The sequence below is a fragment of the Arthrobacter sp. FW306-06-A genome (assembly GCF_021870055.1).
In the GTDB taxonomy this organism is placed as follows: domain Bacteria; phylum Actinomycetota; class Actinomycetes; order Actinomycetales; family Micrococcaceae; genus Arthrobacter.
Genome location: NZ_CP084552.1, coordinates 4,125,844 through 4,150,331, shown reverse-complemented (window position 1 = coordinate 4,150,331; position 24,488 = coordinate 4,125,844). Strand labels below are relative to the sequence as shown.

Annotated in this window: 19 protein-coding genes and 1 pseudogene; 8 read left to right on the top strand and 12 right to left on the bottom strand. The window is 65.8% G+C overall.

The window, feature by feature from the left end; genetic code table 11:
* Positions 1 to 47 precede the first annotated feature (47 nt).
* On the top strand, positions 48 to 2,879 hold the full coding sequence (locus tag LFT49_RS19440; protein ID WP_237429130.1) for an AAA family ATPase: 2,832 nt from the start codon (positions 48 to 50) through the stop codon (positions 2,877 to 2,879).
* Between the two features lie 25 nt (positions 2,880 to 2,904).
* On the opposite strand, the gene catC is transcribed toward LFT49_RS19440, so the two are convergent.
* The 4 genes from catC to LFT49_RS19420 all read right to left on the bottom strand — a co-directional run bounded on the left by catC (position 2,905) and on the right by LFT49_RS19420 (position 6,686).
* A complete protein-coding gene (gene catC, locus LFT49_RS19435) occupies positions 2,905 to 3,183 on the bottom strand; it encodes a muconolactone Delta-isomerase (RefSeq protein WP_236820697.1) in 279 nt (92 codons plus the stop codon).
* Between the two features lie 28 nt (positions 3,184 to 3,211).
* A complete protein-coding gene (locus LFT49_RS19430) occupies positions 3,212 to 4,312 on the bottom strand; it encodes a mandelate racemase/muconate lactonizing enzyme family protein (RefSeq protein WP_237429129.1) in 1,101 nt (366 codons plus the stop codon).
* On the bottom strand, positions 4,309 to 5,238 hold the full coding sequence (locus tag LFT49_RS19425; protein ID WP_236820695.1) for a LysR substrate-binding domain-containing protein: 930 nt from the start codon (positions 5,236 to 5,238) through the stop codon (positions 4,309 to 4,311). The genes LFT49_RS19430 and LFT49_RS19425 overlap by 4 nt, the downstream gene beginning before the upstream one ends.
* Positions 5,239 to 5,312: 74 nt before the next feature.
* Positions 5,313 to 6,686, bottom strand: a complete 1,374-nt coding sequence (locus tag LFT49_RS19420; RefSeq protein WP_237429128.1) for an MFS transporter — start codon at positions 6,684 to 6,686, stop codon at positions 5,313 to 5,315.
* A 331-nt stretch (positions 6,687 to 7,017) separates the two neighbouring features.
* Here LFT49_RS19420 and LFT49_RS19415 point away from each other — a divergent pair, with 331 nt between their 5' ends.
* Positions 7,018 to 7,716: a maleylpyruvate isomerase family mycothiol-dependent enzyme gene (locus LFT49_RS19415; protein ID WP_237429127.1), complete on the top strand. Its 699-nt coding sequence runs from the start codon at positions 7,018 to 7,020 to the stop codon at positions 7,714 to 7,716.
* Between the two features lie 74 nt (positions 7,717 to 7,790).
* Here the strand turns inward: LFT49_RS19415 and LFT49_RS19410 are convergent, their stop codons facing one another.
* From LFT49_RS19410 to LFT49_RS19400, 3 genes are all read right to left on the bottom strand, one after another.
* Positions 7,791 to 8,768, bottom strand: a complete 978-nt coding sequence (locus LFT49_RS19410; protein WP_237429126.1) for an ABC transporter substrate-binding protein — start codon at positions 8,766 to 8,768, stop codon at positions 7,791 to 7,793.
* Between the two features lie 142 nt (positions 8,769 to 8,910).
* Positions 8,911 to 10,761 carry a glycoside hydrolase family 2 protein gene (locus LFT49_RS19405; RefSeq protein WP_237430559.1) on the bottom strand — a complete coding sequence of 617 codons (1,851 nt, stop codon included), beginning with the start codon at positions 10,759 to 10,761 and terminating at the stop codon, positions 8,911 to 8,913.
* A 137-nt stretch (positions 10,762 to 10,898) separates the two neighbouring features.
* Positions 10,899 to 11,954 (bottom strand): LacI family DNA-binding transcriptional regulator, encoded by a 1,056-nt coding sequence (locus LFT49_RS19400; RefSeq protein ID WP_236820691.1) that lies wholly within the window; start codon positions 11,952 to 11,954, stop codon positions 10,899 to 10,901.
* A 229-nt stretch (positions 11,955 to 12,183) separates the two neighbouring features.
* On the opposite strand from LFT49_RS19400, the gene LFT49_RS19395 reads away from it, so the two are divergent.
* From LFT49_RS19395 to LFT49_RS19380, 4 genes are all read left to right on the top strand, one after another.
* On the top strand, positions 12,184 to 13,470 hold the full coding sequence (locus LFT49_RS19395) for an extracellular solute-binding protein (RefSeq protein ID WP_236820690.1): 1,287 nt from the start codon (positions 12,184 to 12,186) through the stop codon (positions 13,468 to 13,470).
* Positions 13,471 to 13,482: 12 nt separating this feature from the next.
* Positions 13,483 to 14,406, top strand: a complete 924-nt coding sequence (locus tag LFT49_RS19390; protein ID WP_236820689.1) for a carbohydrate ABC transporter permease — start codon at positions 13,483 to 13,485, stop codon at positions 14,404 to 14,406.
* Between the two features lie 2 nt (positions 14,407 to 14,408).
* The gene (locus LFT49_RS19385) at positions 14,409 to 15,299 is read left to right on the top strand and encodes a carbohydrate ABC transporter permease (protein WP_237429125.1); all 891 of its coding nucleotides are present in this window, start codon (positions 14,409 to 14,411) and stop codon (positions 15,297 to 15,299) included.
* A gap of 211 nt (positions 15,300 to 15,510) precedes the next feature.
* Positions 15,511 to 17,844, top strand: coding sequence for a chromosome segregation ATPase (locus LFT49_RS19380; protein WP_237429124.1), 2,334 nt, complete (start codon positions 15,511 to 15,513; stop codon positions 17,842 to 17,844).
* 102 nt (positions 17,845 to 17,946) lie between these two features.
* Here the strand turns inward: LFT49_RS19380 and LFT49_RS19375 are convergent, their stop codons facing one another.
* Positions 17,947 to 18,645, bottom strand: a complete 699-nt coding sequence (locus LFT49_RS19375; RefSeq protein WP_237429123.1) for a type 1 glutamine amidotransferase domain-containing protein — start codon at positions 18,643 to 18,645, stop codon at positions 17,947 to 17,949.
* Between the two features lie 46 nt (positions 18,646 to 18,691).
* Positions 18,692 to 19,564 (bottom strand): aldo/keto reductase, encoded by an 873-nt coding sequence (locus tag LFT49_RS19370; RefSeq protein WP_236820685.1) that lies wholly within the window; start codon positions 19,562 to 19,564, stop codon positions 18,692 to 18,694.
* Between the two features lie 139 nt (positions 19,565 to 19,703).
* On the opposite strand from LFT49_RS19370, the gene LFT49_RS19365 reads away from it, so the two are divergent.
* Complete coding sequence (locus LFT49_RS19365; RefSeq protein ID WP_236799989.1) at positions 19,704 to 20,693, top strand: LLM class flavin-dependent oxidoreductase; 990 nt, start codon at positions 19,704 to 19,706, stop codon at positions 20,691 to 20,693.
* 1 nt (position 20,694) lies between these two features.
* Entirely contained in the window at positions 20,695 to 22,239 is a 1,545-nt protein-coding gene (locus tag LFT49_RS19360; RefSeq protein ID WP_237429122.1) for an MFS transporter, read from the top strand.
* Positions 22,240 to 22,289: 50 nt separating this feature from the next.
* On the opposite strand, the pseudogene LFT49_RS19355 reads toward LFT49_RS19360, so the two are convergent.
* The 3 genes and pseudogenes from LFT49_RS19355 to panD all read right to left on the bottom strand — a co-directional run.
* Positions 22,290 to 23,013, bottom strand: a pseudogene (locus LFT49_RS19355) (FAD-dependent oxidoreductase); the annotation flags it as partial.
* An 18-nt stretch (positions 23,014 to 23,031) separates the two neighbouring features.
* A complete protein-coding gene (locus LFT49_RS19350) occupies positions 23,032 to 23,958 on the bottom strand; it encodes an AEC family transporter (protein WP_237429121.1) in 927 nt (308 codons plus the stop codon).
* 53 nt (positions 23,959 to 24,011) lie between these two features.
* Positions 24,012 to 24,437, bottom strand: coding sequence for an aspartate 1-decarboxylase (gene panD / locus LFT49_RS19345; protein ID WP_200830651.1), 426 nt, complete (start codon positions 24,435 to 24,437; stop codon positions 24,012 to 24,014).
* Positions 24,438 to 24,488 lie beyond the last annotated feature (51 nt).

The window sequence follows — 24,488 nt, the reverse complement described above, 5'->3', positions numbered from 1 at the left end:
ATGCACGCCATGGGGGGCGCCCAGGCCCCTCCGGTAGGATTGCGGCCATGACAGCGGGCTCCACCCAGGGCGAGATGGCGGAGGACTTCCCGCTGGCGGGCCGGGCCGCGGTGTTCGAGCAGCTGCTGGAAATCCTCCGCACCGTCCGCAAAGGCAAGGTGGGAACCGTTGTCCTCTCCGGCCCGTCCGGATCGGGCAAAACCGCACTCCTGGAACTCTTCCTTGACCACTGCCGCACGGCCGCCCGAGGCGTCCGCGTGCTGTCCGCCATGGGGGACGACTGGGAGGCGCAGTTCGCCTTGGCAGGCTACTCCCAGCTCATGCGGACCCTGCCGCTCCGTACGGCAAAGGATTACGACGACGGCCCGGCCCTGGCGCCGGGGCCCGTCGCCGCCCTGACCCCCGACCAGGTGGTCAACTACGCCTCCACCCTCAGCACCCATCTCGAAGGCCTGCAGACGCACGGCAGCGTGGTGGTCGCCGTCGACGACGTCCACAAGCTCGACGAGGAGAGCCTGCGCATCCTCACCTTCGTCATGCGCAGGCTGCACGACAAGCGGGTCCTCTTCCTGCTGACCCTCAACCCTCTAGACGCACCCCGTGTCCCCGCCGGCGTGCTCGACTTCCTCACCGGCCACCAGGTGGTCCGCATTCCGCTGGAACCCCTCTCGCCGCAGCAGGTCCAGGACGTGGCCCGGAGCCTGTTCGGCCTTGACCTCAGCGCGACGGCGGCCCACGGCCTGGTGACGCACACCGGCGGGATTGCCCAGTCCATCGTGGAGCTGCTCCGCGAGTTGCCGCCGGAAACGTGGCAGTCGTGGTTCCCGTCCCTGCCGCCCACCTCCCGGGTGCGCGCCAGGGTCCGCAGCGTCCTGGCCGCCGCGTCCCCCGCCCTGGTCGCCGCCGCGGAGGCCGCAGCTGTGCTCGGCCCCGGCGCCGGCCTGGCTGAGGTGGCCAGGGTGGGCGGCCTGGAATCCGTCTTGCCGGCACTCGATGAGGGACACCGTGCGGGGCTCCTGGGACTGTCCGTGGACCAGTCCCGCTCCGCCGTCGCCTTCCTGGAACCCGGCACCGCGGAAGCCGTCTACGAACAGATCGTCCCCAGCCGGCGCATTGCCCTGCACCGGAAGGCCGCCGTGGCCGTCCAGTCCGAGGGCGAACAGTTGGGCCACCGGGTTGCCGCCACCCCGGCCGCAGACGAAACCCTGGCCGCGGAACTGGAAGACTTCGCGCGGCGGCAGGCCACGGTCGGGGCGTGGCAGGATGCCTCCACCGCGCTGTTCTCCGCCTCGCGGCTGTCCCCCAATATCCGCGCCCGCAACCTGCGGCTCCTGAAAGCCGTCGACGCCCTGGTCGGCTCCGGCAATGTGGCCCAGGCGCAGGCCTGGGCCGGGGCAGTGGATGCCCTGCCGCCGTCGCCCCTGCGCTCCTCGGTGCTTGGGTACCTGTCCACGGTGTCCGGCCAGAACGACAGCGCCCAAAGCCAACTGGAGATGGCCTGGCGGACCAGCAATCCGCAGCATGAACCCGCCGCCGCAGCACAGGTGGCCCAGCGTTTCGTCCTCCACGGGGTGGCCTCCTGGGACGGCCCGATGATCACCGGTTGGGCCGAACGAGCCATGGCTCTGACCGAGCCCGGAACACCGGCGCACATCGAGTCGGAAGCCATCTACGGCCTGGGCCTGTATGCCCAGGGCCGGATATCGGACGCCGAGGCCTCCTACCAGCGGGCCTCAGCCCAGGCGGCCGAGAATGCCCAGAAGCAACGGGTGCAGATGGGTGCCGGCTGGCTGGCCCTGCGCTTGGACAACGCCGAATCCGCGCTGGTGAATTTTGAGTCGGCCGCCCCCACGGAGTACCGCGGGGGATCGCTGCGGATCTCCCTGTGGGCCGAGGCCTGGCTGGCCCGCACCCACCTTGTGCTGGGCAACTGGGATGCGGCCGCCGCCACCATCTCCCGGGCCAGCGTCCGGCTGGAGACCTCGCGGATGCCGCTGATCCGGCCGCTGCTGTATTGGACGGCCGCCGAGCTGTGGTCCATGCGGGGCGACTGGGACCGCGCACGCTACTACGTCTCGCAGGCCGCGGTGCAGCCGGGAACCTACCGCGCCATGCAGGTCCCGGCCAGCCTGGCGCGCGCCCGCTTCCACGAGGCACGGGCGGACTACGAAAGTGCCCTGGCTGCCATGCAGCCGCTGGCGGAGCTGGACCCCTGGACTGATCAACGGGTGTCCTTTTGGCCCTGGCAGGACACGTATGTCAACGCCCTGGTCATGACGGACAAGCTCGATGCCGCTGAGACGTTCCTGACCGCGTTCGAGCGAGTTCACCGCGAACGGGAAGTCCCCTCGGACCTGGCCCGCGTGGCGTGGGCGCGGGGGCGGCTGCTGGCCGCGCAGGGCGACCCGGACACGGCAAGGGAGTACTTCGAGGCGGCGCTGGGGCACCTTCGCGGGCTCAACCGCCCTTATCTGCGTGCGCGGATAAGTTTCGCGTTCGGGCAAAGCATGCGCCGGGCCGGAAAGCGGCGCTTGGCCTCATCGGTGCTGCGGGCGGCGCGGGATCTGTACGACACCCTTGGCGCGGCCACGTACGTGGAACGGTGCGACCGCGAGCTGAAGGCAACCGGCCTCGACGTGGGGAACCTGCCGGACCCGGCGGATCCCGTGCTCTCCTCGGTGGGCAGCCACCATCAACAGCTCACCGCCCAGGAACAGGCCGTCGCCGAACTGGTGGCTGCCGGGGCAACCAACAAGGAGGCGGCCCGGTCCCTGTTCCTGGCCGAAAAGACGGTGCAGTACCACCTGACGCGGCTGTACCGGAAGATGGGAATCCGGTCGCGCAGCGAACTTGCTGCCGCGTTCCGGGCCAGGGACTGACCCGGAACGCCGCGGGGACTGCTGCCTACTTGACGTCCGACGGGTGCTTGGCCAGCGGAACCACGGTGATGTCCATGTACGGGAACAGCGGAAGGTCCTGCAGAATCCCGTGCAGCTCGTCGTTCGATTCGACATCGAAGATGGAGTAGTTGGCGTATTCGCCCACCACTCGCCAGATCTCGGGCCACTTGCCGGAACGCTGCAGTTCCTGGGAATAGGCCTTCTCCTTTGCCTTGATGCCGGCGGCTTCTTCGGCGGGCATGCCGGCGGGCAGTTTGACGTCCATATGGACCAGGTACTTCATGGTGACCTCTCGGTGGAAGGAACGGGTGTCAGTCGGTGCGGTAGTGGGCCAGCTTGTCCTCGTCCACATCGGTGCCTGCGCCGGGAGTTTCGGGAGCGTGAATCCGGCCGCCGGTGATGGCCAGTGGTTGCGCCAGCAGGTCATCGGTCATATCCAGGTAGTTGGACAGCTCCGCCGCACGCCTGGCCGTGTGCGCGAAGGCTGCGCCGAACACCACGGAGGCGACCGTGCCCACCTGGGTGTCGATCTGGTTGCCGATATAGACATCGATGCCCATGCCCTCGGCCATGCCAACGATCTTGGCGGCCTCGGTGAAGCCGGACCGGGCGGTCTTCACGGACAGCAGGTTGGCCCCGCCGGTCAGGATTTCGCGGGCCGCCTCGCCCAGGTTGGCGGCGGATTCGTCCGCGGCAATGGGAATGGGGGAGTTGGTGACCAGGCGCCGGCGGCCCAGGACTTCGCGGGCGTCGTCCGGCTCCTCAAGGAACTGCAGGCCGAGGTCGGCGGTGCGGCGCAGCACCTCGGCGGCCTCGTTGGCCGTCCAGCCGCGGTTGGCGTCCATGTACAGCTCGGCGTCCTCGCCCAGGCCCTCCCGCAGCACCCTGGCAGCCTCGATGTCCAGGTTCAGCGGCCGGCGGCCGGTCTTCAGCTTGAAGGTGTTGATGCCGTAGGTTTCCCGGAACTCCAGGGCCAAGGCCAGGAGTTCCTTGGCGGGTTTGAATCCGAGCATGTGGGAGACGCGCAGCGAATCGGTATAGCCGCCCAGCAGCTTGGTCACGGGCTGCCCCAGGGTCTTGCCGATGACGTCCCAAACGGCGATATCCACCGCGCCCTTGGCCGTCTGGTTGTGGATGGTGCGCGCCAGGACGGCCTGGATTTTTTCCCGGTCAAAGACGTCGGTGCCCACCAGCTGCGGGGCGAAGACATCCTGCACTACCGCCACGATGGACTTCTGCGTCTCACCATAGGTGTAGGGGCGGGGCGGGGTGTCCGCAGTGCCCACCACGCCGTCGTCGGTGTGGACGCGGACCAGGACGTGGTCGGCCTCGTGCACGGAACCGGAGGCGAAATGCAGCGGGTGGCGGTACGGGATCGAGTAGGGGATCGCCTCGATGGCTGCGATCTTCATGACGGGAGGAGCCTTTCATCAGCGGGAGCGGGGGTGCCGGCAGGGGTGGCGTCAGCGGTTGCCCTGGCCACGATGTCCAGGAAGTTTTGCAGGAGGGCGGACCGGTGGCCGCGCAGCCAGGCGACGGCGAGTTCCACCGGCGGAACGTTGTCGATTTCCCGGTACGCGACGCCTTCGAGCTGGAAGGCGCGCACGCTGGACGGCATGACGGCGATGCCGCCGCCCGCAGCCACGAACGCCAGCATTGTGGAGGTCTCACCCACCACTTGCGTGATCCGCGGCTGGAAGCCCGCCTGGCGGCAGAGGTCCGAGGTAATACGGTTCAGCACGGACTCCGGAGCGTAGGCGATGAAGTCCTGGTCCTGCAGTTCATGCATGGCCACGGGCCGGTCCACCGCCAGGGCGCTGAAGGAGGGAAGCGCGACGACGAGTGGCTCCTGGCTGACCACGCGGTAGTCGATCTCTTCGGAGGCAACGGGGGGACGCAGCAGCGCCGCGTCCAGGGTCCCGTTCCGCAGCCCCGCTTCCATGGACGGCGTCAGCATCTCCCCGTTCAGCGCCAGCGACAGGCCGGGCAGGACCTGCTTGGTGAGCCGCGCGATCCGGGGCATGACCCCGTAGGTTGCCGATCCGGAAAACCCCACCCGGAGGACGCCGGTGGCGCCCTTGCCCACTTGGTAGACATCGGCCCGGAGTGTCTCGACGTCGTTGACGATCTGGCGGCCGCGGTCCAGCAGGAGCTGGCCCGCCGCCGTCAGGTCCACCCGCCGGGTGGTGCGGTTGAGCAGCTGGACGCCCAGTTGGTCTTCCAGTTGGCGGATCTGCTGGGACAGGGGCGGCTGCGCCATGTGCAGGCGCTTTGCCGCCCTGCCGAAGTGCCGCTCCTCCGCCACCGCGATGAAGTAGTTCAGCTGGCGGATGTCCATCCGGTGCCACCTTCCAACGGGCCGGGGGAGGCGCGGCGCGGCCTCATTGATTCATAGAGTAACCATAAAAAGCCTTACTTAGATACTTTTTCGACGTAATCTTGCTGTTCCTCCGCTGCGGGCACAGCTTCTTCGAGCCTGGGCTGGCGCGGCACCAGGACAGTGACGGCGCCGCCGAGCAGGGCTACCGCTCCGTAAAGGTAGAAGGCTGTTGCCCCGCCGATGCCCGCTGCGGCCAGCCAGCCGCCGATGATCGGGCCCAGGACCCCGCCGAGCCGGCCCACGCTGGCGCACCAGGCGACGCCGGCGGCGCGGGCATTGGTGGTGAAATAGTTGGACTGGAAACCGTAGACCAGCACCTGGGTGCCCAGGGTTCCCACCCCTGCGGTGGCAATGAAGGTGAAGAGCAGCGGCAGCGGGAAGCTGAACGTCATCAATCCCAGGGAAATGGTGGCGAGGGCAAACGTGGCAGCGATAACCCGCTGCGGCCCGTTCCGGTCCGCCATCCGGGAAGCGACCAGCCCGCCCACCACGGCACCGAGGTTCAGGGCCAGCGGGAAGAACAGGGCATAGGTCCGGCCGTAGCCGTAGCCCTCCACGATCTTGGGCAGCCAGGTGTTGAGCCCGTACGTCAGCAGGAGGCCACAGAAGGACATCAGGCCCAGCAGGATCGAGGCCACGGCGAACTGGCGGGAGAAGACGGCGGCGAACCCGGATTTCCGCGGAGCGGCGCCGGCCTCCCGGATCACCTGCTCTTCGGCGAGCGGCACCCCGGTGCGCCATGCAGCGGCCAGGGCTTCCTCCTCCCGGCCGCGGGCCAACAGCCACCGCGGGGACTCCGGAAGCTTCCGCCAGGCAATGGGCAGGATGACCAGGAGGGGCAGGGACCCAATGACGAAGAGACCGCGCCAGCCGATGCTGTCCAGGAAGGCGATGCCCAGGACGGACGCCAGCACTCCGCCCGCGGGGACCCCGGAGTAGACGATCGCGTTGTAGAACTGACGCCGTCCCGCGGGCGCGAACTCGGCCATCGTGGCGCCGGCGCTGGCGATAACCACGCCCAGGCCCAGCCCGGTGGCAAACCGGAGGGCCCCGAATGCGGTGACGTCAGTGGCCAGGGCGGTGGCGAACATGCCCAGGGAGAACCAGGCGATGCCCGCGAGCATCAGCCGGCGGCGGCCGAAGAAGTCACCGATCGCCCCGCACGCCAGTGACCCCACCAGCACGCCGATCAGGGCCCAGGACCCCAGGAGGCCGGCCGTGGCCGCATCGAAATGACCAATTTGGCCCGCGTCCGCGAGCAGTCCCGGAAGGACGGTGCCGTAGACCACCAGGTCGTAGCCATCAAAAAGGAGGGCGGCGCAGATGATGAAGGCCACCCAGTTGGCTGTCCGGACCTCCTTTCCCGGGTTTCCGGAGATCGTGGATTGGGGGTGCGGCAGGGTCATGGCGCAGGTCCTTTCAGGGGGGCGGGTGTGGAGGCGTTGCGGTATTCGGATGGATCCGGACCGCGGCCTCGGCACCCCAGCCTGACAGCCAATGTGACACGCGGCATATGAGGGAAATGCCCGGTTTCCCGCCGGGGGTGCATTGTGCCGTTTCCGCATATCAAAGGGGCTGTATTTGCAATGGATCCAGCGCGAACAGGCCCAATGCGCCCGGTGGCGGCGGCTCTTTGGGGGGTGGCGGAAGGACCAGTCTCAGTCCATACGCGGCCGGTATGAACCAGGCGGGCCGTAACCATGGCCGGGGCCATGACGCCCCGGTTAGGCTGGCGGAATGATCAATCCAGCACGGCTGCACTCAGACCTGTCCCGCTTGGGCCGGGAGACGGACATGTTCCTGGCCACGGTCTCCTCCTTGTCCGATGAAGAACTGGCTGCCCCCTCGCTGTGTGAAGGGTGGACCCGTGCCCACGTCATCGCCCACGTCGCATCCAGCGGACGTGCCCTGGTTGGGCTGATCGACTGGGCCACCTCCGGGGAGGAACGCCAGCTGTACGCGTCCCCTGAAGCGCGCGCCGAGGCAATTGCCGCCCTTGCTGCCATGCCGCGGGAGGACCTCCTGGCTGAAGTGCGGGACTCGGCAGCCGCCTTCGCCGGGGAAGCCCAGCGGTTGACCGGAGAACTTGCGGCACCGGAAGTAAAGATTGGGGGACGGGACCTGCCGGCCACGTCGATCGTGGCGCTGCGGATTGCCGAGGTGGTGGTGCACCACCATGACCTGGAAACCGCCTGGACCATCGAAGAGGCTGACCCCGATTCGCTGTTGAACGCCATCGAGGCCGTGGTACGTGCCATGCGGGCCAAGGGCGCGCCAGGGATGACGCTGGTTACCGAGGAACGCGACGAGTGGGTCATCGGTGACGGCGGCCTGCGGGTTGAATCGGACCGGGAGGGCCTGCTGAAATGGCTGGCACGCGGGGACGCCGAAGATGTTGAGGCGGCAGGCCCGGTGCCCGCGCTGCCCTCCTGGTAAAGCAAAGAAAAATCCCCGCCGGGCTCCAGCGAATTGCTGGTTCACCCGGCGGGGATTCCTTCGTCGGCAGGCCGCTACTTCTTGGGCAGGCCCGCCGGGTTCAGCTCGGACTTCTGGATGGCCTCGGAGGAGAGGCCCCAGCGGTCCAGGATCTTGGCGTAGGTGCCGTCCTCGATCAGGTGGTTCAGCGCAGCCTGCGCCGCGACTGCCAGACCATTGCCCTTCTTCGTGGTGAAGGCAATCTGTGCCGTCAGCGGCCAGCCGCCGTTCAGCGTGCCCACCTCCTTCGTCTTCCCGTCCTGCGCCGCCTTGTAGGCGGCGGCCGCGTTGGGTCCGAACGTCAGGTCCGCACGTCCTGACTGGAGCGCCAGGCTCGAGGCGGAGTCGTCGTCGTAATATTGGAACTCAACCGGCGCCAGGCCGTTCTTCTTGTTCTCGTCGTCCCAGCGCACCAGGATGGCTTCCTGGTTGGTGCCCGAGCCCACGATGATCTTCTTGCCCGCCACGTCCTTGGCTTCCTTGATCTCACCGATGCCGGAATCACTCTTGGCGTAGAAGCCCAGCAGGTCGTTGCGGTAGGTGGCGAAGTCGAACTTTTCCTTGCGCGCCTCGGTGACGGTGACGTTGGAGAGCACGGCCTCGTACTTGGATGACTCAATGCCCAGCGGCCAGTCGGCCCAGGCCACGGGCAGGACTTCGACCTGGAGTCCCAGTGCCTCGCCCACCGCGTAGGCAATGTCCACCTCGCTGCCGATCAGGGTCTTGTTGTCCGTGGCGAACAGGCTAAGCGGTGCCGCGCCGCCCGTGGTCACCACGGTGAGCTTGCCGTCGGCCTTAATGGCTTCCGGGACCAGGGCTGCTGCCGCGGAGTCGACGGAGGCTTTGAAGCGGTCCTGCTGGGGCGAAAGGTTGAAGGTCTTGCCGGTGGAATTGGTGGCGGACGACGACGGTGCTGTCGCCGCCGAGGCGCCGGGATCGGAGCAGGCAGCCAGTCCCAGCAGCGCTGAGACGGCAAGGGCCACGACGGCGGCCGGCTTGGTTTTGAAGGCCATGGTTCCTCCTTGGAAAGGGGCGAAAGATGCAACGGAATGTGCGCGTTGCAGCAACTATCCGGCAGCCCCGGAGGGGGAATCAAAGGCCCTCGAAACCCTGGGATACAGGGAGTAACCGCAGTTAACCGGAGGACCGCGGCGGTCACATTCCGGGTGCGTCCCTTTCCTCCATGGCCTCGATGGCTGCCGTCCGGGCCTGGCTGGCGCGGAGCCGGTCAACATCGAACTTCGTGCTGCGGTCGAAGTTGAAGACGCCGTTCTTCTCCTGGAACACATCGGTCAACTGCGTGTAGCAGTAGCCGAACATGTCGGGGTTCTCCAGCAGGGCTTTGCAGAGCCCGTCGAAGCGTTCGTAGAACTCTTCCTCACTGCCTACACGTTGTCCGTAGCCCCAGGAAGTGGCAACGTCTGTTCCGAGCCCGGCCTCCTGGGCAGCGCGCCGCGCCTCGTCTTCGTTCCACCAGATCCCGCCGAACTCGGAGACAAAGTACGGTTGTCCCGCGTAGGGGACGGAGTACTCCTGGCCGTCGTGGCTGCGGTTGATGAAGGGCTTGCCCTCGGAGAGGCCCTGCTGCTCGATTCGGAAGCGGTCCGGGTCCTGTTCGTAGGAGTGGGAGTCGTAGATGTCCGTTTCGCGGATGCGGTGGGAATAGCCCGAAGCGTCGATGACAGGTCGGGTGGGGTCTGCCAGTTTGGTGGCCCAGAACATGGCTTCCGTCACGTCGTCCAGCACCGTGGGCCTGTCATGCATGATCTGGTGCGTCTCATTCAGTGGGCACCAGCCGATGATGCTGGGGTGGTTGAAGTCGCGCTTCAGGACTTCGAGCCACTGCCCTACGAAACTCGCGCTGGGCTTTTGGTTATGCCCCACGGTTCCGCCTCCGGAGACCCCCCAGTCGCCGAACTCGCCCCACACCAGGTAGCCCAGCCGGTCGGCGTGGTAAAGGAAACGCTCCTCAAAGACCTTCTCGTGCAGGCGGGCACCATTAAAGCCTGCGCGCATCGCCAGCTCGATGTCTTCCACCAGGGCAGCGTCGCTGGGTGAGGTCATGAGCGACTCCGGCCAGTACCCCTGGTCCAGGATGAGCCGCTGGAACACAGCCTTGCCGTTGATCCGGACCACCTTGCCGTCCAGTGCTACGGAGCGGACCGCGGCATAGCTGGCGACCCGGTCGACGACTGTGCCGGCGGCATCGCGCACGGTCACCTCGAGGTCGTACAGGAACGGATCCTCGATGGACCAGGGGCGAAGGGATTCAGCCGGAATTTCCAGCCGCAGGGACGGGGTGAGATCCAGGTCTGCCCTGGTGGCCGACTCCACAGTAACGCCGGCTTTATCGCTGAGTACTGCACTGACGCTGTGCCCGGCACGGTTCTGGCTGACAGGCACTTCCAGCGTGATGGCGGACTCTGCCAGGTTGGGCGTCATGCGGAGCCGCTTGATATGGACCTCCGGAACGGCCTCCATCCATACGGTCTGCCAGATACCGGTGGTGCGGGTGTACTGGCAGTGGGTGTTGTTGTACCAGGTGGCCTGCTTGCCCCGCGCCTGCATTTCGTGCCGGGAATCCCTGGCCCGGACAACGATCAGAGCTTCCGCGCCTGCTTCGGCAACGCCGGTGAGGTCGGCGCTGAAGGGGGTAAAGCCGCCGCGGTGCCGCGCTACTTCGACGCCGTTCACCCACACTGTGGCGTCATGGTCCACCGCACCAAAATGCAGCAGGATGCGCTGCCCTGCCCACTCCTGCGGAACGGTTACGGTATGCCGGTACCAGACAGCTTCCATGAAATCGACGTGCTCCACGCCGGACAAGGCGGACTCCGGGGCGAAGGGCACCAGAATTTCGCCCTGGAGTTCGCGGGTGACCAGGCCCCGCTCCAGTCCCGAGTCGGATGCATCGATTTCGAAGCCCCAGGTTCCGTTGAGGTTGATCCAGTTCTGGCGGAAAAGCTGTGGGCGGGGGTGCTCCGGCTTGGGCTGGGCGGAAGTCACATCGGAGTTCGTCAAGAGCTGTCCTTCTTGGGAGGGGCGGTGGATTCCTCTCCAGTGAACAACAGGATCAGCAAATTTTCAACGTTAGAAATTTGTTGAAGCCCAGGGGTGCTTGGTCCCGGTTGCGTAGCCCCGGGCTAATACGTGGATTCGCGGTCCTTGAGCTGGTGGCTGATGACAATCTCCTGCGGGCCCGTATCCGTGCCCCCGATGCCGGCCAGCAGCAGACGGCACGCTTCCTCCGCCAGTGCAGCCATGTCGGGGGCAATGCTGGTCAGTGATGGAGACATGAATTCCGCCTCCGGAATATCGTCCCAGCCGGCAACTGCCATCTGCCCGGGTACGGCAACGCCGCGGCGCCGGAAGGCGCGCAATGCCCCTACTGCCAGGACGTCGCTGGCGCAGATAATGCCGTCGCAGGCGAGACCGGAATTAAGGAGCCGCAGGGCTGCCAGTTCCCCTTCCTGCCGGCTGTAGGTCCCGACGTCGAGCACCAGCCGCGGCTCGAAGGGAAGGCCTTGTTCTTCCAGGCCCCGGCGGAATCCGTCAAGCCGCAGGGACGCGGTGCCTTCGCCGCTGTCGGGACGTCCACCAATGAAGCCCAGCTGCCTGCGCCCCCGGGCGGCGAGATGCTGCACCAGGTCACGGGCGGATCGGTCGTTGTCGATGCTGACGTGGGGCACGCCAGCGCCGGTAAGCCTTTCGCCCAGCAGCACCATGGGCGTTGTGTCCGTGCGTGTCCTGAAGAGTTCCAGGTCCATGCCCAGGGGGCTGTAAATCACGCCGTCCACCAGCCGGTCCCGGTAGCCCGTCAGTACCGTGCGCTCGGTTTGCAGGTCCTCTCCGAAGACTTCGGTCAGGACTGTGTAGCCCCGGCGTTTGGCCGCCGCGATGAGTTCCTCCGCGAGCTTGCCGAAGTACGGCGAAGAAATTTCGGGGATGGCGAGGACCAGAGTGTGGGAGGTGCCCTGCCGCAATTGGCGGCCGGCAAGGTTGGGGCGGTAGCCGAGTTCGGAAATGGCGGCCAGGACCTTTTCCCGGGTCCGCGCGCTGACGTTTGGCCTGTTGTTGACAACGTTGGACACGGTCTTCCACGAGACACCGGCCAGCAGCGCCACATCCTTGACGCTGGCTTCGCCACTCCTGGTTCGCGGGACGGGAGGCTGGGCGGGTGGATTACCTGCGGAATTCAACGTCTAGGCCCCTTCGGTAAGTGTTTCAGCGGGTACGGCATGCCAACCCTTGACAAACTCTAGCGACCCCTCCATTGTTTCTAACGTTAGAACTTCATCAAAGACGTAAGTTCACAAGCGTTGCGTCGGGCAGGAACCATCGATGTACGAACCGAGAAAACCCGGGCCCTCACGGCCCCACGGGGAGAGTTACCTCTCCCCGGAACCAGCGGCTAGCCCCCGGACAGGCATGAGCAGACGTTCAATCCTCCGCTCGGCAGCTGCTGCCACAGGGCTGCTTGCAACTGGAGGACTGAGTGCCTGCGCGAGCCCGCAGTCCGCTACAGCCATCCAGTCATGGGATCTGTTCTCCGGCGCGGACGGCGTCAAAATGCGCGGCATGATCAGCAAGGTCAGTGCAGCCCAGCAGCTGAACGTGCGGCCGGTTACCTTGGCTTGGGGTTCTCCCTATTACACGAAACTTGCCATGGCGGCTTCCAGCGGCAAGGCGCCGGATACAGCAATCATGCACCTGTCCCGGCTTGCCGGCTTCGCACCCGAACGGCTCCTGCAGCCGTACGACATGGATCTCCTTGCCCGGCATGGTGTGGTGCAGGAGGATTTCGCCCCGGCCGTTTGGGAGCGCTGCATCCACAATGGGAAACTCTTCGCGGTCCCCATGGATACCCACCCCTTCATCCTGCTTTACAACAAAGATCTGGCAGCGAAAGCCGGGATAAGCGACGCCACGGGAAAGCTCAAGGACATGGCCTCGCCCCAGGCATTCATGGACGCGGCGGCCAGAATGGCCGAAGCCACCGGAAAGCAGGGGCTGTCCTTCGGCCACGTCCTGGACTCGGCACAGTCCTGGCGCTTGTTCTGGGGTTTCTACAACCAGACAGGTGCCTCCTACCGGCTGACCCCGGGTGAGCCGGCGGAACTCGACAAGCCCAAGGCGACAGAAGTGCTTTCGTTTCTTATCGAACTCCTGGACGGTAAGAAGGCAGCGAACAACCAGACATACCACGGTGCCATCGCCGACTTCACCACCGGAACCACGGGCATGATCTTTTCCGGCGAATGGGAATTGCCGGCGTTTGCCGAGGCGGTGCCCAATCTTGGGGCGATGCCCATGCCGACCCTCTTCGGCCAGCCTGCAAGCTACACCGATTCCCACGTGTGGGTGCTGCCGCGCCAGGTGCAGGATGACGCGGGTTTCGAGGCCGCGCACAAGTTTGTTGCCGGCATCCTCAAGAACGGCCTTACTTGGGCGCAGGCGGGCCACATCCCGGCATATGCCCCCATCAGGGCCACCCAGGAATACCGCGCGCTGGTTCCGCAAGTGGACTACGCGGCGGCGATTGAGACGCCCGCCTTTGACCCCGCCGTCTGGTTCGCGGGAGCCGGAACTGATTTCCAGAACCAGCTCTCCCAAATCCTTTCGGCCGCCCTTCAAGGCACTGTGCCCGCGAAAGACGCAGTGGATTCGATAGTGGATTACCTCCAGACGATGCTTTCCACTCCCAACCCGACATGACCTGGTGAAAACATGCTGAGAGAGCTATCTGAAACTAAGCCGGCCGCCGCCCTGGAAGGCCGCCGGCCGGCAGCAAAACCGAAACAGGCCAGCGGCTTCTGGTACGTGGCGCCCTTCCTGGCGGCTTTCACGCTGTTCCTTCTGTGGCCGATTATCTCCGGACTGTGGATGAGCCTGACCAACCAGAGCCTCACCGGGGCCGGGGGTGGATTCGCCGGGTTCGGCAACTACCTGGAAGCGTTCGGGGACAAGGCGGTGTGGCAGTCCCTGGGCAACACGGCAGTGTTCACCCTCCTCACCGCGGCGCCCTTGGTTGTGTTGTCGTTTGTGATGGCGCATCTTGTGTACGTAGGCCTGCCGGGCCAGTGGCTGTGGCGCCTGAGTTTCTTCGCGCCCTATCTGCTGCCTGTTTCGGTAGTGGCGGCCCTGTGGCAGTGGATGTTCCAGCCCGGCTTCGGCCTCATCAATGCCACCTTGAGCGCGTGGGGCATCAAACAGGTCGGTTTCCTCGACACCGAAGGCGTGGCGATGTTCTCGGTGGTCCTGGTGACTATCTGGTGGACCGTCGGGTTCAACTTCCTGCTGTACCTGTCAGCCCTTCAGAACATCCCCGACCATCTCTATGAAGCGGCCCAGCTGGATGGCGCCGGTCCATGGCGCCGGCTGGTATCCATCACCATCCCCATGGTCAATCGAACCACCGTCATGATCGTCATGCTCCAGATCCTTGCCTCACTCAAGGTGTTCGAACAGATCTACCTGCTGACGAACGGTGGCCCCCGTGGCAGCACCCGGTCCGTGCTGGAGTACATCTATGACACCGGCTTCAGCGGATACCGGCTGGGTTATGCCTCCGCAATCTCGTACCTCTTCTTTGCTCTCATCGTCGTCATCGCAGTGCTCCAACTGCGCGTGATGAACAGGAAGGCCTCCTGACCATGCCAACGAAAACTGAAACCCTGCGGGTCCCAGGTCCTACAGCGGGAACTGGTGCCTCCCGGGCCGGAAAAACCGGAGTCCTGAAGATTGGCGGGCTCATTGCGTTGGCGGTCCTGGCATTGATCTGGCTGCTGCCCATCCTCTGGGGCATCACCACGTCGCTGAAGACAGAGGCCGACGCCGCAGGTTCACCCTTCAAAGCGCCGGCAGGCGGATGGAATTTTGACGCCTACCTCCAGGTGCTGCGGCAGGGCGACGTGCCCCTGTGGATGTTCAACAGCCTGGTCATCTCCGTTGCCGTCACCGTCCTGACGGTCGGAATCTCGGCGCTGGCAGCCTACGGCTTCTCCCGGACAGAATTCCGCGGACGGAAGTGGCTGTTCGCCCTGACCGTGGCCGCAATCATGGTTCCCGGGCAGATCCTGATCGTGCCGCTGTACCAGCAAATGAACGCCATGCTGCTGACGGACACGTGGGCGGGCATCGTCCTGCCGCAAATTGTTGCTCCCATGATGGTCTTCATCCTCAAAAACTTTTTCGACACGATTCCGAGGGAGCTGGAAGAGGCTGCCAGGATCGACGGTGCCGGCGGGCTGCGGGTATTCCTGACCATTGTGATGCCACTGTCCCGGCCCATCCTGGTTGCCGTATCCATTTTCGTGTTCATCGGTGCCTGGAATAACTTCCTGTGGCCCTTCATTGTGACCAACAATCCGGACCTGCTGACCCTCCCCGTGGGGTTGGCGACCATCAAGAATGCCTACGGGGTCCAGTACGCGCAGACAATGGCGAGCGCGATCCTGGCTGCGCTGCCCTTGTTGGTGATGTTCATGCTCTTCCAGCGGCACATCGTGAAAGGCTTCGCCACTTCCGGCCTTGGCGGGCAGTAACCGGCTCGAGCAATACTCCTGGCTGTCCCGCCTGAAAGGCCCTACTTGTCCTGTGTGGCAGGTGGGGCCTTTCACATATTCAGCAGAAAGCGAGTACTTGGGGGAAAAAGACAAGTGGTGATTACGCGTGTTCTACCCCTGCACCGGAATTTACGGTTGACCCATGAGGCGGCCAGAGTGGGCCGCCACAATGGTCTTATCAGGAGCTCGCATGCCTACTTCCCCGTCCCCCTCTGTTCGTGCCCGCCGTTTGGCTGCGGCCGTGGTCCTGCCCGGACTGCTTGCCACCAGCATGGTGCTGGTCCAGCCCGCGGCGGCAGCCCCCGGCACGGCCCCCGGAATCTGTAACGGCGTGGTCAACCAGCTGGCGCACCGCGGCGCCGTCCAGGAGAACCTCCTGAAGGCCGCCGCCAAGAAGAACGCCGACGCCATTGCTGCCCGGCAGGCGGAGAAGGCTGCCCTTCAGGCCCAGGCAGATGCACTGGCGGCACAGAAGGCGGACGCGGAGAAGGCGCTGGCTGACCTTGCAGCCCAAGAGACGCAGCTGGACAACCAGGAAGCAGCAGCGCAGGCGGACGTGGACAAGCTAACTGCCCAGCAGACGAGCCTGGCCTCCCAGGTGACGGCAGCGGAAGCCGCCCTCGCCGACCTACAGGACCAACAGGCAAGCATGGCGGGCCAGCTGGCGCCGCTGCAGGATGAACTCGCCGCGGCCCAGGATGCCACGGCCGCACTTAGGGACCAGGCGGACAAGCTGGGCGCAGAACTTGTGGCCAACAGCACGGCGATTGCGGCTGCCCAAACGGAGCTTTCCCGGCTGCAGCAGGCCGCGGACCAGGCGGCTTCAGACGTCACTGCCAAGGATGCCCAGATCCAGCAGGCCCAGGAACAACTGGCGGCCCTGACCGCTCAAGCGCAGCAGGCCGCAGACGCCGTGAAGGCTGCACACACGGAAGTCACTGACGCCGAAAATCAGCTGAAGGTTCTTGAAGCTGCCGGAACCACCGCGGCCGCGGACCTTCAGGCGCAGCAGGACAAGGTGGATGCGGCCAAAGCCGCGCTGGTCACACTGCAGGAAACCGCTGCCGCCGCGGACGCCGCTGTCAGCAGCAAGAAGGATCAGATCGCCACGGCCCAGACGGAGCTTACGGCCCTGCAGTCCGCGGCCACCGCTGCCAAGGCGGCACTCGATGCCAAGAACGCAGAGATCACCGCAGCCCAGTCGGACCTGCGGACCCTTCAAACCAACGCGGCGGCCGCTGCAAAGGCGGTCAGCGACAACAACGCCAAGATCTCTGCCGTGAACACTGACATCGCCAACCTCCAGAGCCAGATTGACAGCGTGAACAACCAGATCGCCTCGAAGCAGGCCACGCTGACTCAGGCCCAGAAGGACTTGGCCGCGCTGCAGACCCAGAAGGCCGACCTGGAGAAGCAGATCGCTGACCTGGACAGCCAGATTGCTGCCATCAATGGAAATTCCAGCAAGAAACGGACTCTTCAGGCCCAGCGCGACGCCCTCCAGGTCCAGTTGAACGGCGTGAACGCTCAGATCGCCGACAAGACCGCTACCATCTCGGGGCTCCAGGGTGACCTGGCTACCCTCCAGAAGCAGGTGGACAGCCTGAACTCCCAGCTTGTGGCCAAGCAGCAGGAAAGCAGCACCCTGCAGCAGCAGGCTGCGCCTCTTCAGGCAGCGCTCGATGCCGCCAACGCAGCGGTCACGGCAAAACAGAACGACATCGCCACCCTCAAGGCGCAGGTGCCCGGGCTGCAGGACGCCGTTAACCAGGCCAACGCAGCTGTTTCCGGCAAGCAGTCCGAGCTCAGCACCCTGCAGGGGCAGCTCCCGGCTCTGGAGCAGGCAGCAAAGGACGCAGCCAGCGCGGTTACCGACCAGCAGCAGGCGGTGGCGGACCTCGAAGACGCATTGCCAACCCTCACCGAAAACGTTGAGCAGGCACAGCAGGCCATCACGGACCAAAAAACGGTCCTCGACGCGAAAAATGCAGCATTGACGGTCGCGCAGGGGGCGCTCACTGCAGCCAATACCGCCGTTCAGGACAAGCAGACAGAGCTTTCCACGCTGCAGGGTCAGATCAGCGGACTCCAAGCCACCCTTGATGCCGCGAACACGGCCGTTGCCACGAAGACCGGTGAAATCAACGCGCTCAATCAGCTGGGCGACGACTTGGCCGCCCGCATCAACGATCTCAATGGCCAGATCGCCACCGCCGAAGCCAACGTCCTTGACCTTCAGGGACGGGTGACGCCGCTGCTGGGTCAGCTCAATGGCCTCAATGGCGAGATCAGCGCCGCTGAAGCCAACCTCAAGGCGCTGCAGAGCCAGCTGACCGCGGTGGACACCCAGCTGACCGCGGCGCAGGGCCAGCTCCGGACCCTGCAGACACAGAAAAAGCCAAGCAAGGACGCGGTGGAGACGCAGAAGCTGCTAGTGGCCAGCCTGCAAACGCAGCTGGCGGACATCCAGAAGCAGATCGCGGCGATCGATCCCACCATCACGAACGGGGGCTGCGCCGCCTGACCACGAGGCATGAAGACCGGCGTCCAATGACGTGCGCCGCAAGGAGGGGACCAGTTCTTTACGAACTGGTCCCCTCTGTTACTGCGTAAAAAGCAGAGCCGGCTAGCTCAGCGCGGCCAGCACTTCCTTGGCCACGTCCTCGCTGGACTGCGGGTTCTGCCCGGTGATGAGGTTGCCGTCCCGGACCACATTGGAGGACCAGGCGGCGCCATTTTCGATGACGGCGCCCTTCTCCTTGAGCGCGTCCTCCACCAGCCAGGGGGTGTTTTCGCCCGTGCCCCCGCCAAGTTCTTCCTCATTGGTGAAGACCGTGAGGCGCCGTCCCTTGAAAGTGAACCCGCCGTCGTCGTCTGTTGCGCTCAGCAGCCCGGCGGGACCGTGGCAGAACGGTGCGATGATCTTGCCGTTCCGGTTTGCTGCCACCAGGATGCGGCCCAGGTCGGCGTCCTTGTAGAGGTCCGCCATGGGGCCGTGCCCGCCGGGCATCACCACGGCGTCGTAGGAGTCAATGTCGACGTCGGCCAGGACCAGCGGGTGCGCCAGCTCGCCGTCGATCCGGGCCAGGTAGTCCTTGAACCCCTGCGCACGTTCCTCGCCGCCGGCCGACTCAGGAGCCAGGCTTACCTGGTCCACGGTGGGTTTCCGGCCGCCAGGGGTTGCGATGTGGACCGTGTTGCCGGCCTCGGTCAGGGTCTGGTGGGACACCACCAGTTCCTCCGCCCAGTAGCCGGTGGGGTGTTCACTGCCGTCCTTCATGGTGAGGGAATCTGCGGCCGATACGACCATCAAAATGTTTGCCATGGTGTTTCTCCTGTCTTAGCTGACGTGAGTGGCTGGAAGCCGCTTGCTACTTGCCGGCTGCTTCAAGCTCAGCGTACGTGTCGTCGTCGAGCGTGATGCCGGCGGCGGCCATATTCTCCTCGAGGTGCTCCACGGAGCCGGTGCCGGGAATCGGCATCATCACGGGGGAGCGGCGCAGCAGCCAGGCGAGTGCCACCTGGGAGGTGGTGGCGCCCAGCCGCTTGGCGGCCTCATCCAGCGGGCCACCCGGCTGCGCGAGTTCGCCGGCGGAAATCGGAGCCCACGGGATGAAGCCGATTCCGTTCTCCTCGGAGTAGCGCAGCACGTCCTCGGAGCTGCGGTCCGTCAGGTTGTAGCGGTTCTGGACGGTGGAGACCGTGAAATGCCTGCTTGCAGCTTCCAGCTCCTCAACGCTCACCTGGGACAGGCCCAGGGCGCGGACCTTGCCTTCGTCCTGGAGTTCGCGCAGCACGCCGAACTGCTCCTCGGCGTCCACCTTGGGATCGATCCGGTGCAGCTGCAGCAGGTCCAGGGTGTCCACCTTCAGCTTGCGCAGGCTCAGCTCGGTCTGCTGGCGCAGGTATTCGGGCCGGCCAACGGGAATCCACTTGTTGGGCCCGGTGCGCGTGAACCCCACCTTGGTGGCGATCTTCAGCCCCTCCTTGTACGGGTGCAGGGCCTCGGCGATGATTTCCTCGCTGATGTTGGGGCCATAGGAGTCAGCGGTGTCGATGAAGTCCACGCCGAGTTCGACGGCGCGGCGCACTACGGCGATGGCGGCCTTGCGGTCTGCGGGCTCACCCCAGACACCGTCGCCCACGATGCGCATGGCACCAAAACCGAGCCTGTGCACGGTTCCCAGGTCCTTGAGATCGATCGTTGCGGACAGTTCCAGCTGGTTCGTTGAATCATGGCTCATAGGGGCGGCAACATCGTAAGGGTGCTGAGTATTCCGGAGAAGACGAAATAAGCCGGGCTCCGGCGTGGTTATGCATCAAGTGCCCGCCGCAATCCGGCCGGTGCTTCTTACGAAACGTTCCTGAAAGGCCGCAACCGACGTGACTCTTCCCCTTTCCATCCTTGACCTGGCAACCATCGGCAAAGGCCAGACGGCGGCGGAGAGCTTCGCGGGCAGCGTGGCCATGGCGCAAAGCGCGGAGAAGCTGGGCTACCGGCGCGTGTGGTACGCCGAGCACCACAACATGTCCTCCATCGCTTCCTCCGCCACCAGCGTGCTGATCGCGCACGTGGCCGCGCATACTGAAAGCATCCGGCTGGGTGCCGGCGGCGTCATGCTGCCCAACCATTCCCCGCTGACCATTGCAGAACAGTTCGGCACCCTGGAAACCCTGCACCCGGGCCGTATCGACCTGGGCCTGGGCCGCGCGCCGGGCAGCGACCAGAACACCATGCGCGCGCTGCGCCGCGACCCGATGTCCGCGGACAGCTTCCCGCAAGACGTCCTTGAACTGCAGGGCTACCTGACCGGTCCCACCCGCATCCAGGGCGTCGAGGCTACCCCCGGCAAGGGAACCAATGTTCCGCTGTACATCCTGGGCTCGTCCCTGTTCGGCGCCCGCCTGGCCGCGCAGCTGGGCCTGCCCTACGCCTTCGCCTCGCACTTTGCCCCGGCCGCCCTGCAGGAAGCGGTGGCCATCTACCGCCGCGAGTTCAAGCCGTCAGCCCAGTTGGACGCCCCGCACGTCATTGCCGGCGTCAACGTCATCGCCGCCGACTCCGCTTCTGAAGCGCAGGCGATGTTCCAGGCCACCAAGCGCGCCCGCGTCTCCCTGTTCTTTGGCGGCGGCCGGGAATTCACCGACGACGAGGCGGACATGATCCTGGATTCGCCGCAGGGCCGGCACATGGCACAAATGATGACCTACTCCGCAGTGGGGACGCCCGACGTCGTGATCGATTACCTGGACAGCTTCGGGAAGCACGCCGACGCGGACGAGCTCATCGTGGCCCACCAGAGCCCCGGTACCCAGGACCGCCTGCGGTCCGTGGAGTTGCTGGCCCAAGCCGCTGGGCTGGTGGCGGTCTAACATGGCCGGCGCGGCGAACGCTAAAGACGGCGTAGGGTTCCGGTCCGATCGCGGGCCCATCCTCATTGCCCTGATGCTGTCCACGGGACTCGTGGCCATCGATTCCACCATCGTGGCCACCGCGGTGCCATCGATCGTCCGCGACGTCGGCGGCTTCTCGTCCTTCCCCTGGCTGTTCTCCGCCTACCTTCTGGCGCAGGCGGTGTCCGTGCCGATCTACGGCAAGCTTTCCGACATGGCGGGCCGCAAGCCCATCATCCTCACGGGCATCGGCCTGTTCCTGCTCGGTTCCGTGCTGTGCGGCGTGGCTTGGAGCATGCCCTCCCTGATTGCCTTCCGGGCACTGCAGGGACTCGGCGCCGGTGCGGTGTTGCCCGTGGCCGTCACCATCGCCGGCGACATTTACACCCTGCAAGAACGCGCGAAGGTCCAAGGCTACCTGGCCAGCGTCTGGGCCGTTTCATCGGTGGTGGGGCCGAGCCTGGGCGGCGTCTTCTCCGCACTGGGCATCTGGCGCGGCATCTTCCTGGTCAACGTGCCGCTCTGCCTGCTGGCCGGGTGGATGCTGGTCCGTACGCTCCATGAGGACGTGGAACGCGCCACCCACAAGGTGGATTACGCTGGTGCCGTGCTGTTGGCCGGCTCGCTCGGGCTGCTCATCCTCGGCGCCCTCCAGGGCGGCCAGGCGTGGGCCTGGGATTCTCCCATCAGCATCGGCGTGTTCGTGGTGGGCGCAGTCCTGCTGGTCGCATTCCTCCTGGTGGAACGCCGGGCAGCGGAGCCCATCCTGCCGGCCTGGGTGGTGTCCCGCCGGCTGCTGGCCACCACCGCGCTGGTCTCCTTCGGCGTCGGCGCGGTGATGATCGGCCTGACCTCCTACGTGCCCACCTTCCTGGAAGGCGCCCTGTCCTCCTCGCCGCTGGTGGCCGGCCTGGCGCTCGCCGCCCTGACCCTCGGCTGGCCGCTCAGCGCCTCACAGGCCGGCAAGTTTTACCTGCGGATCGGCTTCAAATCCACGGCGCTGATCGGCATCGCCGTCTCGGTGGTGGGCCTGCTGATCCTGTCGCTCACCGCCTCCTCACCCAACGTGGCGCTGATCGCGGTCAGCTGCTTCGTCGTCGGCCTCGGCCTGGGCCTGCTGGCCACTCCCACCCTGATCTCGGCCCAGTCCAGCGTGCCCTGGCATGAACGCGGCGTGGTGACCAGCACCAACATGTTTGCCCGGTCCATCGGCAGCGCCCTGGGCGTCGCCGTATTTGGTGCCGTGGCCAACTCCATCTATGACGGCAGCAGTGGTGGCGAGGCCGATCCCGCCACGGTTATTTCCGCGTCCGGGGCCGTCTTCCTTGCCGCGCTGGTGGCCGGGCTGCTGACCGTTGCCGCAGTGCTGTTTATGCCGGCGGTGAAGGCTGACAGCGTGGAGCAGGCCGGGGATGGGGCCGCGGCAGTCGAAGAACAGGCAGGCGAAGGCCCGGCAGCCACGGAGCCCGCTGGCAACGCTGTTCCCAGCCGCGCTGTTCCCAGCCGGGCAAAGGGCCGCAGCTAGCGGGACGCCCGGAAAATTTCGGGCGCGGGGCGGGTCCCGGTGGCAAGGTCGGCCAGGATCCGCCCGATCACGGGCGTGAACTTGAAGCCGTGGCCGGACCCTCAGCTTCGGGATCCGGATGGCTGGGTTGCCGCCGCCCGCAACCTTGCCCAGCAGCTTCTCCGTCCAGCCGCCCGCCGTCACCACGGCCTGGGCTGCGGTGACCACCTCCGTGCCCGCAGCCGATTCCAGCGTCAGCCGCACGCCGTCGTCGAACACCTGGAAGTCCATCACCCTGGTGTGGTGCCGGATGTCGGCGCCCCGGGCAGCGGCCAGCCGCTGGAAGGCGGGAAGTGCGGCTTCCGGATTGAGCTGGCCGCCGTCGGGCATGTGCAGGACCTGCCGGTCGAACCGGATGCCGCGCCACCGTTCGCCGGCCTCGGCCGGGTGCAGGAACTCGGCGCGGATGCCTGCAGCAGTGAGGGCTGCGGAAATTTTCTTTGGGTCAAAGCCGGGTCCATGGGTGACGACGCCGGTGCGCGCCAGCAGTTGCTCGCCGCTTTCCTGTTCCAGTTCCTCCCACAGCGCCAGCCCCTCGGCCAGCATGGCCACATAGTCCGGCTGGTGGTAGCCCGGGTTCAGGTTCCGGGTGGCGCCGTGGGACGCACCGATCTTGTGGCCGGGGCCGAACTGCTCCACCAGCGTCACCTGTCGGCCCCGGCGCGATAACGCCCAGGCAGCCGCGGAACCCATGGCCCCTCCGCCGATCACCACACTGTCCAACACAGAATTCATCAGCCCTCCAAGCTACGGTTACGCCAACAACAGCGCCACGCCGATCATCGCCGGCACCGCCACCACGGTGGTGATCAGCACCGTATCTTTCGCGACCGTGAGTCCCGTCTGGTACCGGCTGGCCGCAACGAACACGTTCTGGGCCGTGGGCAGGGCCGAGGTAACCACCACGGCGAACAGGGCATGCCCGTCCATTCCCAGCGCCAAGCGGGCGAAAAGGTAGGCAAGGGCCGGCTGGATGCCGAGCTTGAAGGCGCTGGCCAGCAGGGTGTCCAGGCGCCGGCCGGCGGAGGCCTGCAACGGCCGGGTGCCGTTCAGGCTCATGCCGAACGCGATCAGCATGGCAGGAATAGCCGCGCCGCCGATCAGGTGGATGGGCTCCATGACCAGTTCCGGAACCTGGAAGCCGGTGCCGGCCACCAGCAGCCCCAGGCCGGAACCCACGATCATGGGGTTGCGCAGGATCATCAGGAAAAAGCCCAGGACCGTGGTGCGGTGCGTGCTGGTGCTCGAGTCCAGGATCATCAGGAACATCGGGGTGAAGAAGGCCAGCTGGAAGATCAGCAGCGGCGCCACGTAGCTGGCGTCGCCCAGGACATATACCGCAATAGGAATACCCAGGTTCGCGGAGTTCGCCAGGGAAGCAGACATGGCCGACATCAGTGATTCAGGCAGTGCCCGCTTCAGCCAGAACCTGGTGATCGTGAAGAAGATGGCTGCCGTGACGATGGCGGCCACCGCCGTGACGAGCAGAGGTTCGGCAAAGACTTCCTGCAGGCGGGCCTTGCTGAGGGTTTCGAAGAGCAGTGCCGGGCTGGCAACGAAGAAAGTCAGGCCACTGAGGACGGGCCGGGCGTTGTCGCCCAGGATCCTTTGCCGGCCCACGAACCAGCCCACCAGGATGATGCACCAGACAACGAAGAACCCGGCCAGCACCCCTAGCAAAGGATGCCTCGCGGGGCATGGAAGAAGGGTCTACCGGAGTTCACGCTCCGGGATCACACGGTGGCGTTGTTGAGCGCGAACGGCGGGCGCACGACGCCGGGGGTAAGGCCCTCGGCGGGATCGTTGCCCAGCTGGATCACCCGGTTGTTTTCGTCCACGTGGACCACGCGTGGCTCGAAGGACTTGGCTTCTTCGGTGGTCATCTGGGCGTACGTAATCAAGATGATGATGTCGTTCTCATGCATCAAGTGCGCCGCTGCACCGTTGATGCCGATCACGCCGGAGCCGCGTTCGCCGGCGATGGTGTAGGTTTCAAGCCGCGCGCCGTTGGTGACGTCCACGATGGAGACCAGCTCGCCGGGAAGGATGTCGGCGGCCTCCAGCAGGTCGAGGTCAACGGTGACCGAGCCCACGTAGTGCAGGTCGGCGTGCGTGACGGTGGCCCGGTGGATTTTGGACTTGAACATTGTTCGATTCATAACGGGTCCAGTCTAGACCTGCGGTTCCATGCCCGCAGTGACGTACGAAAC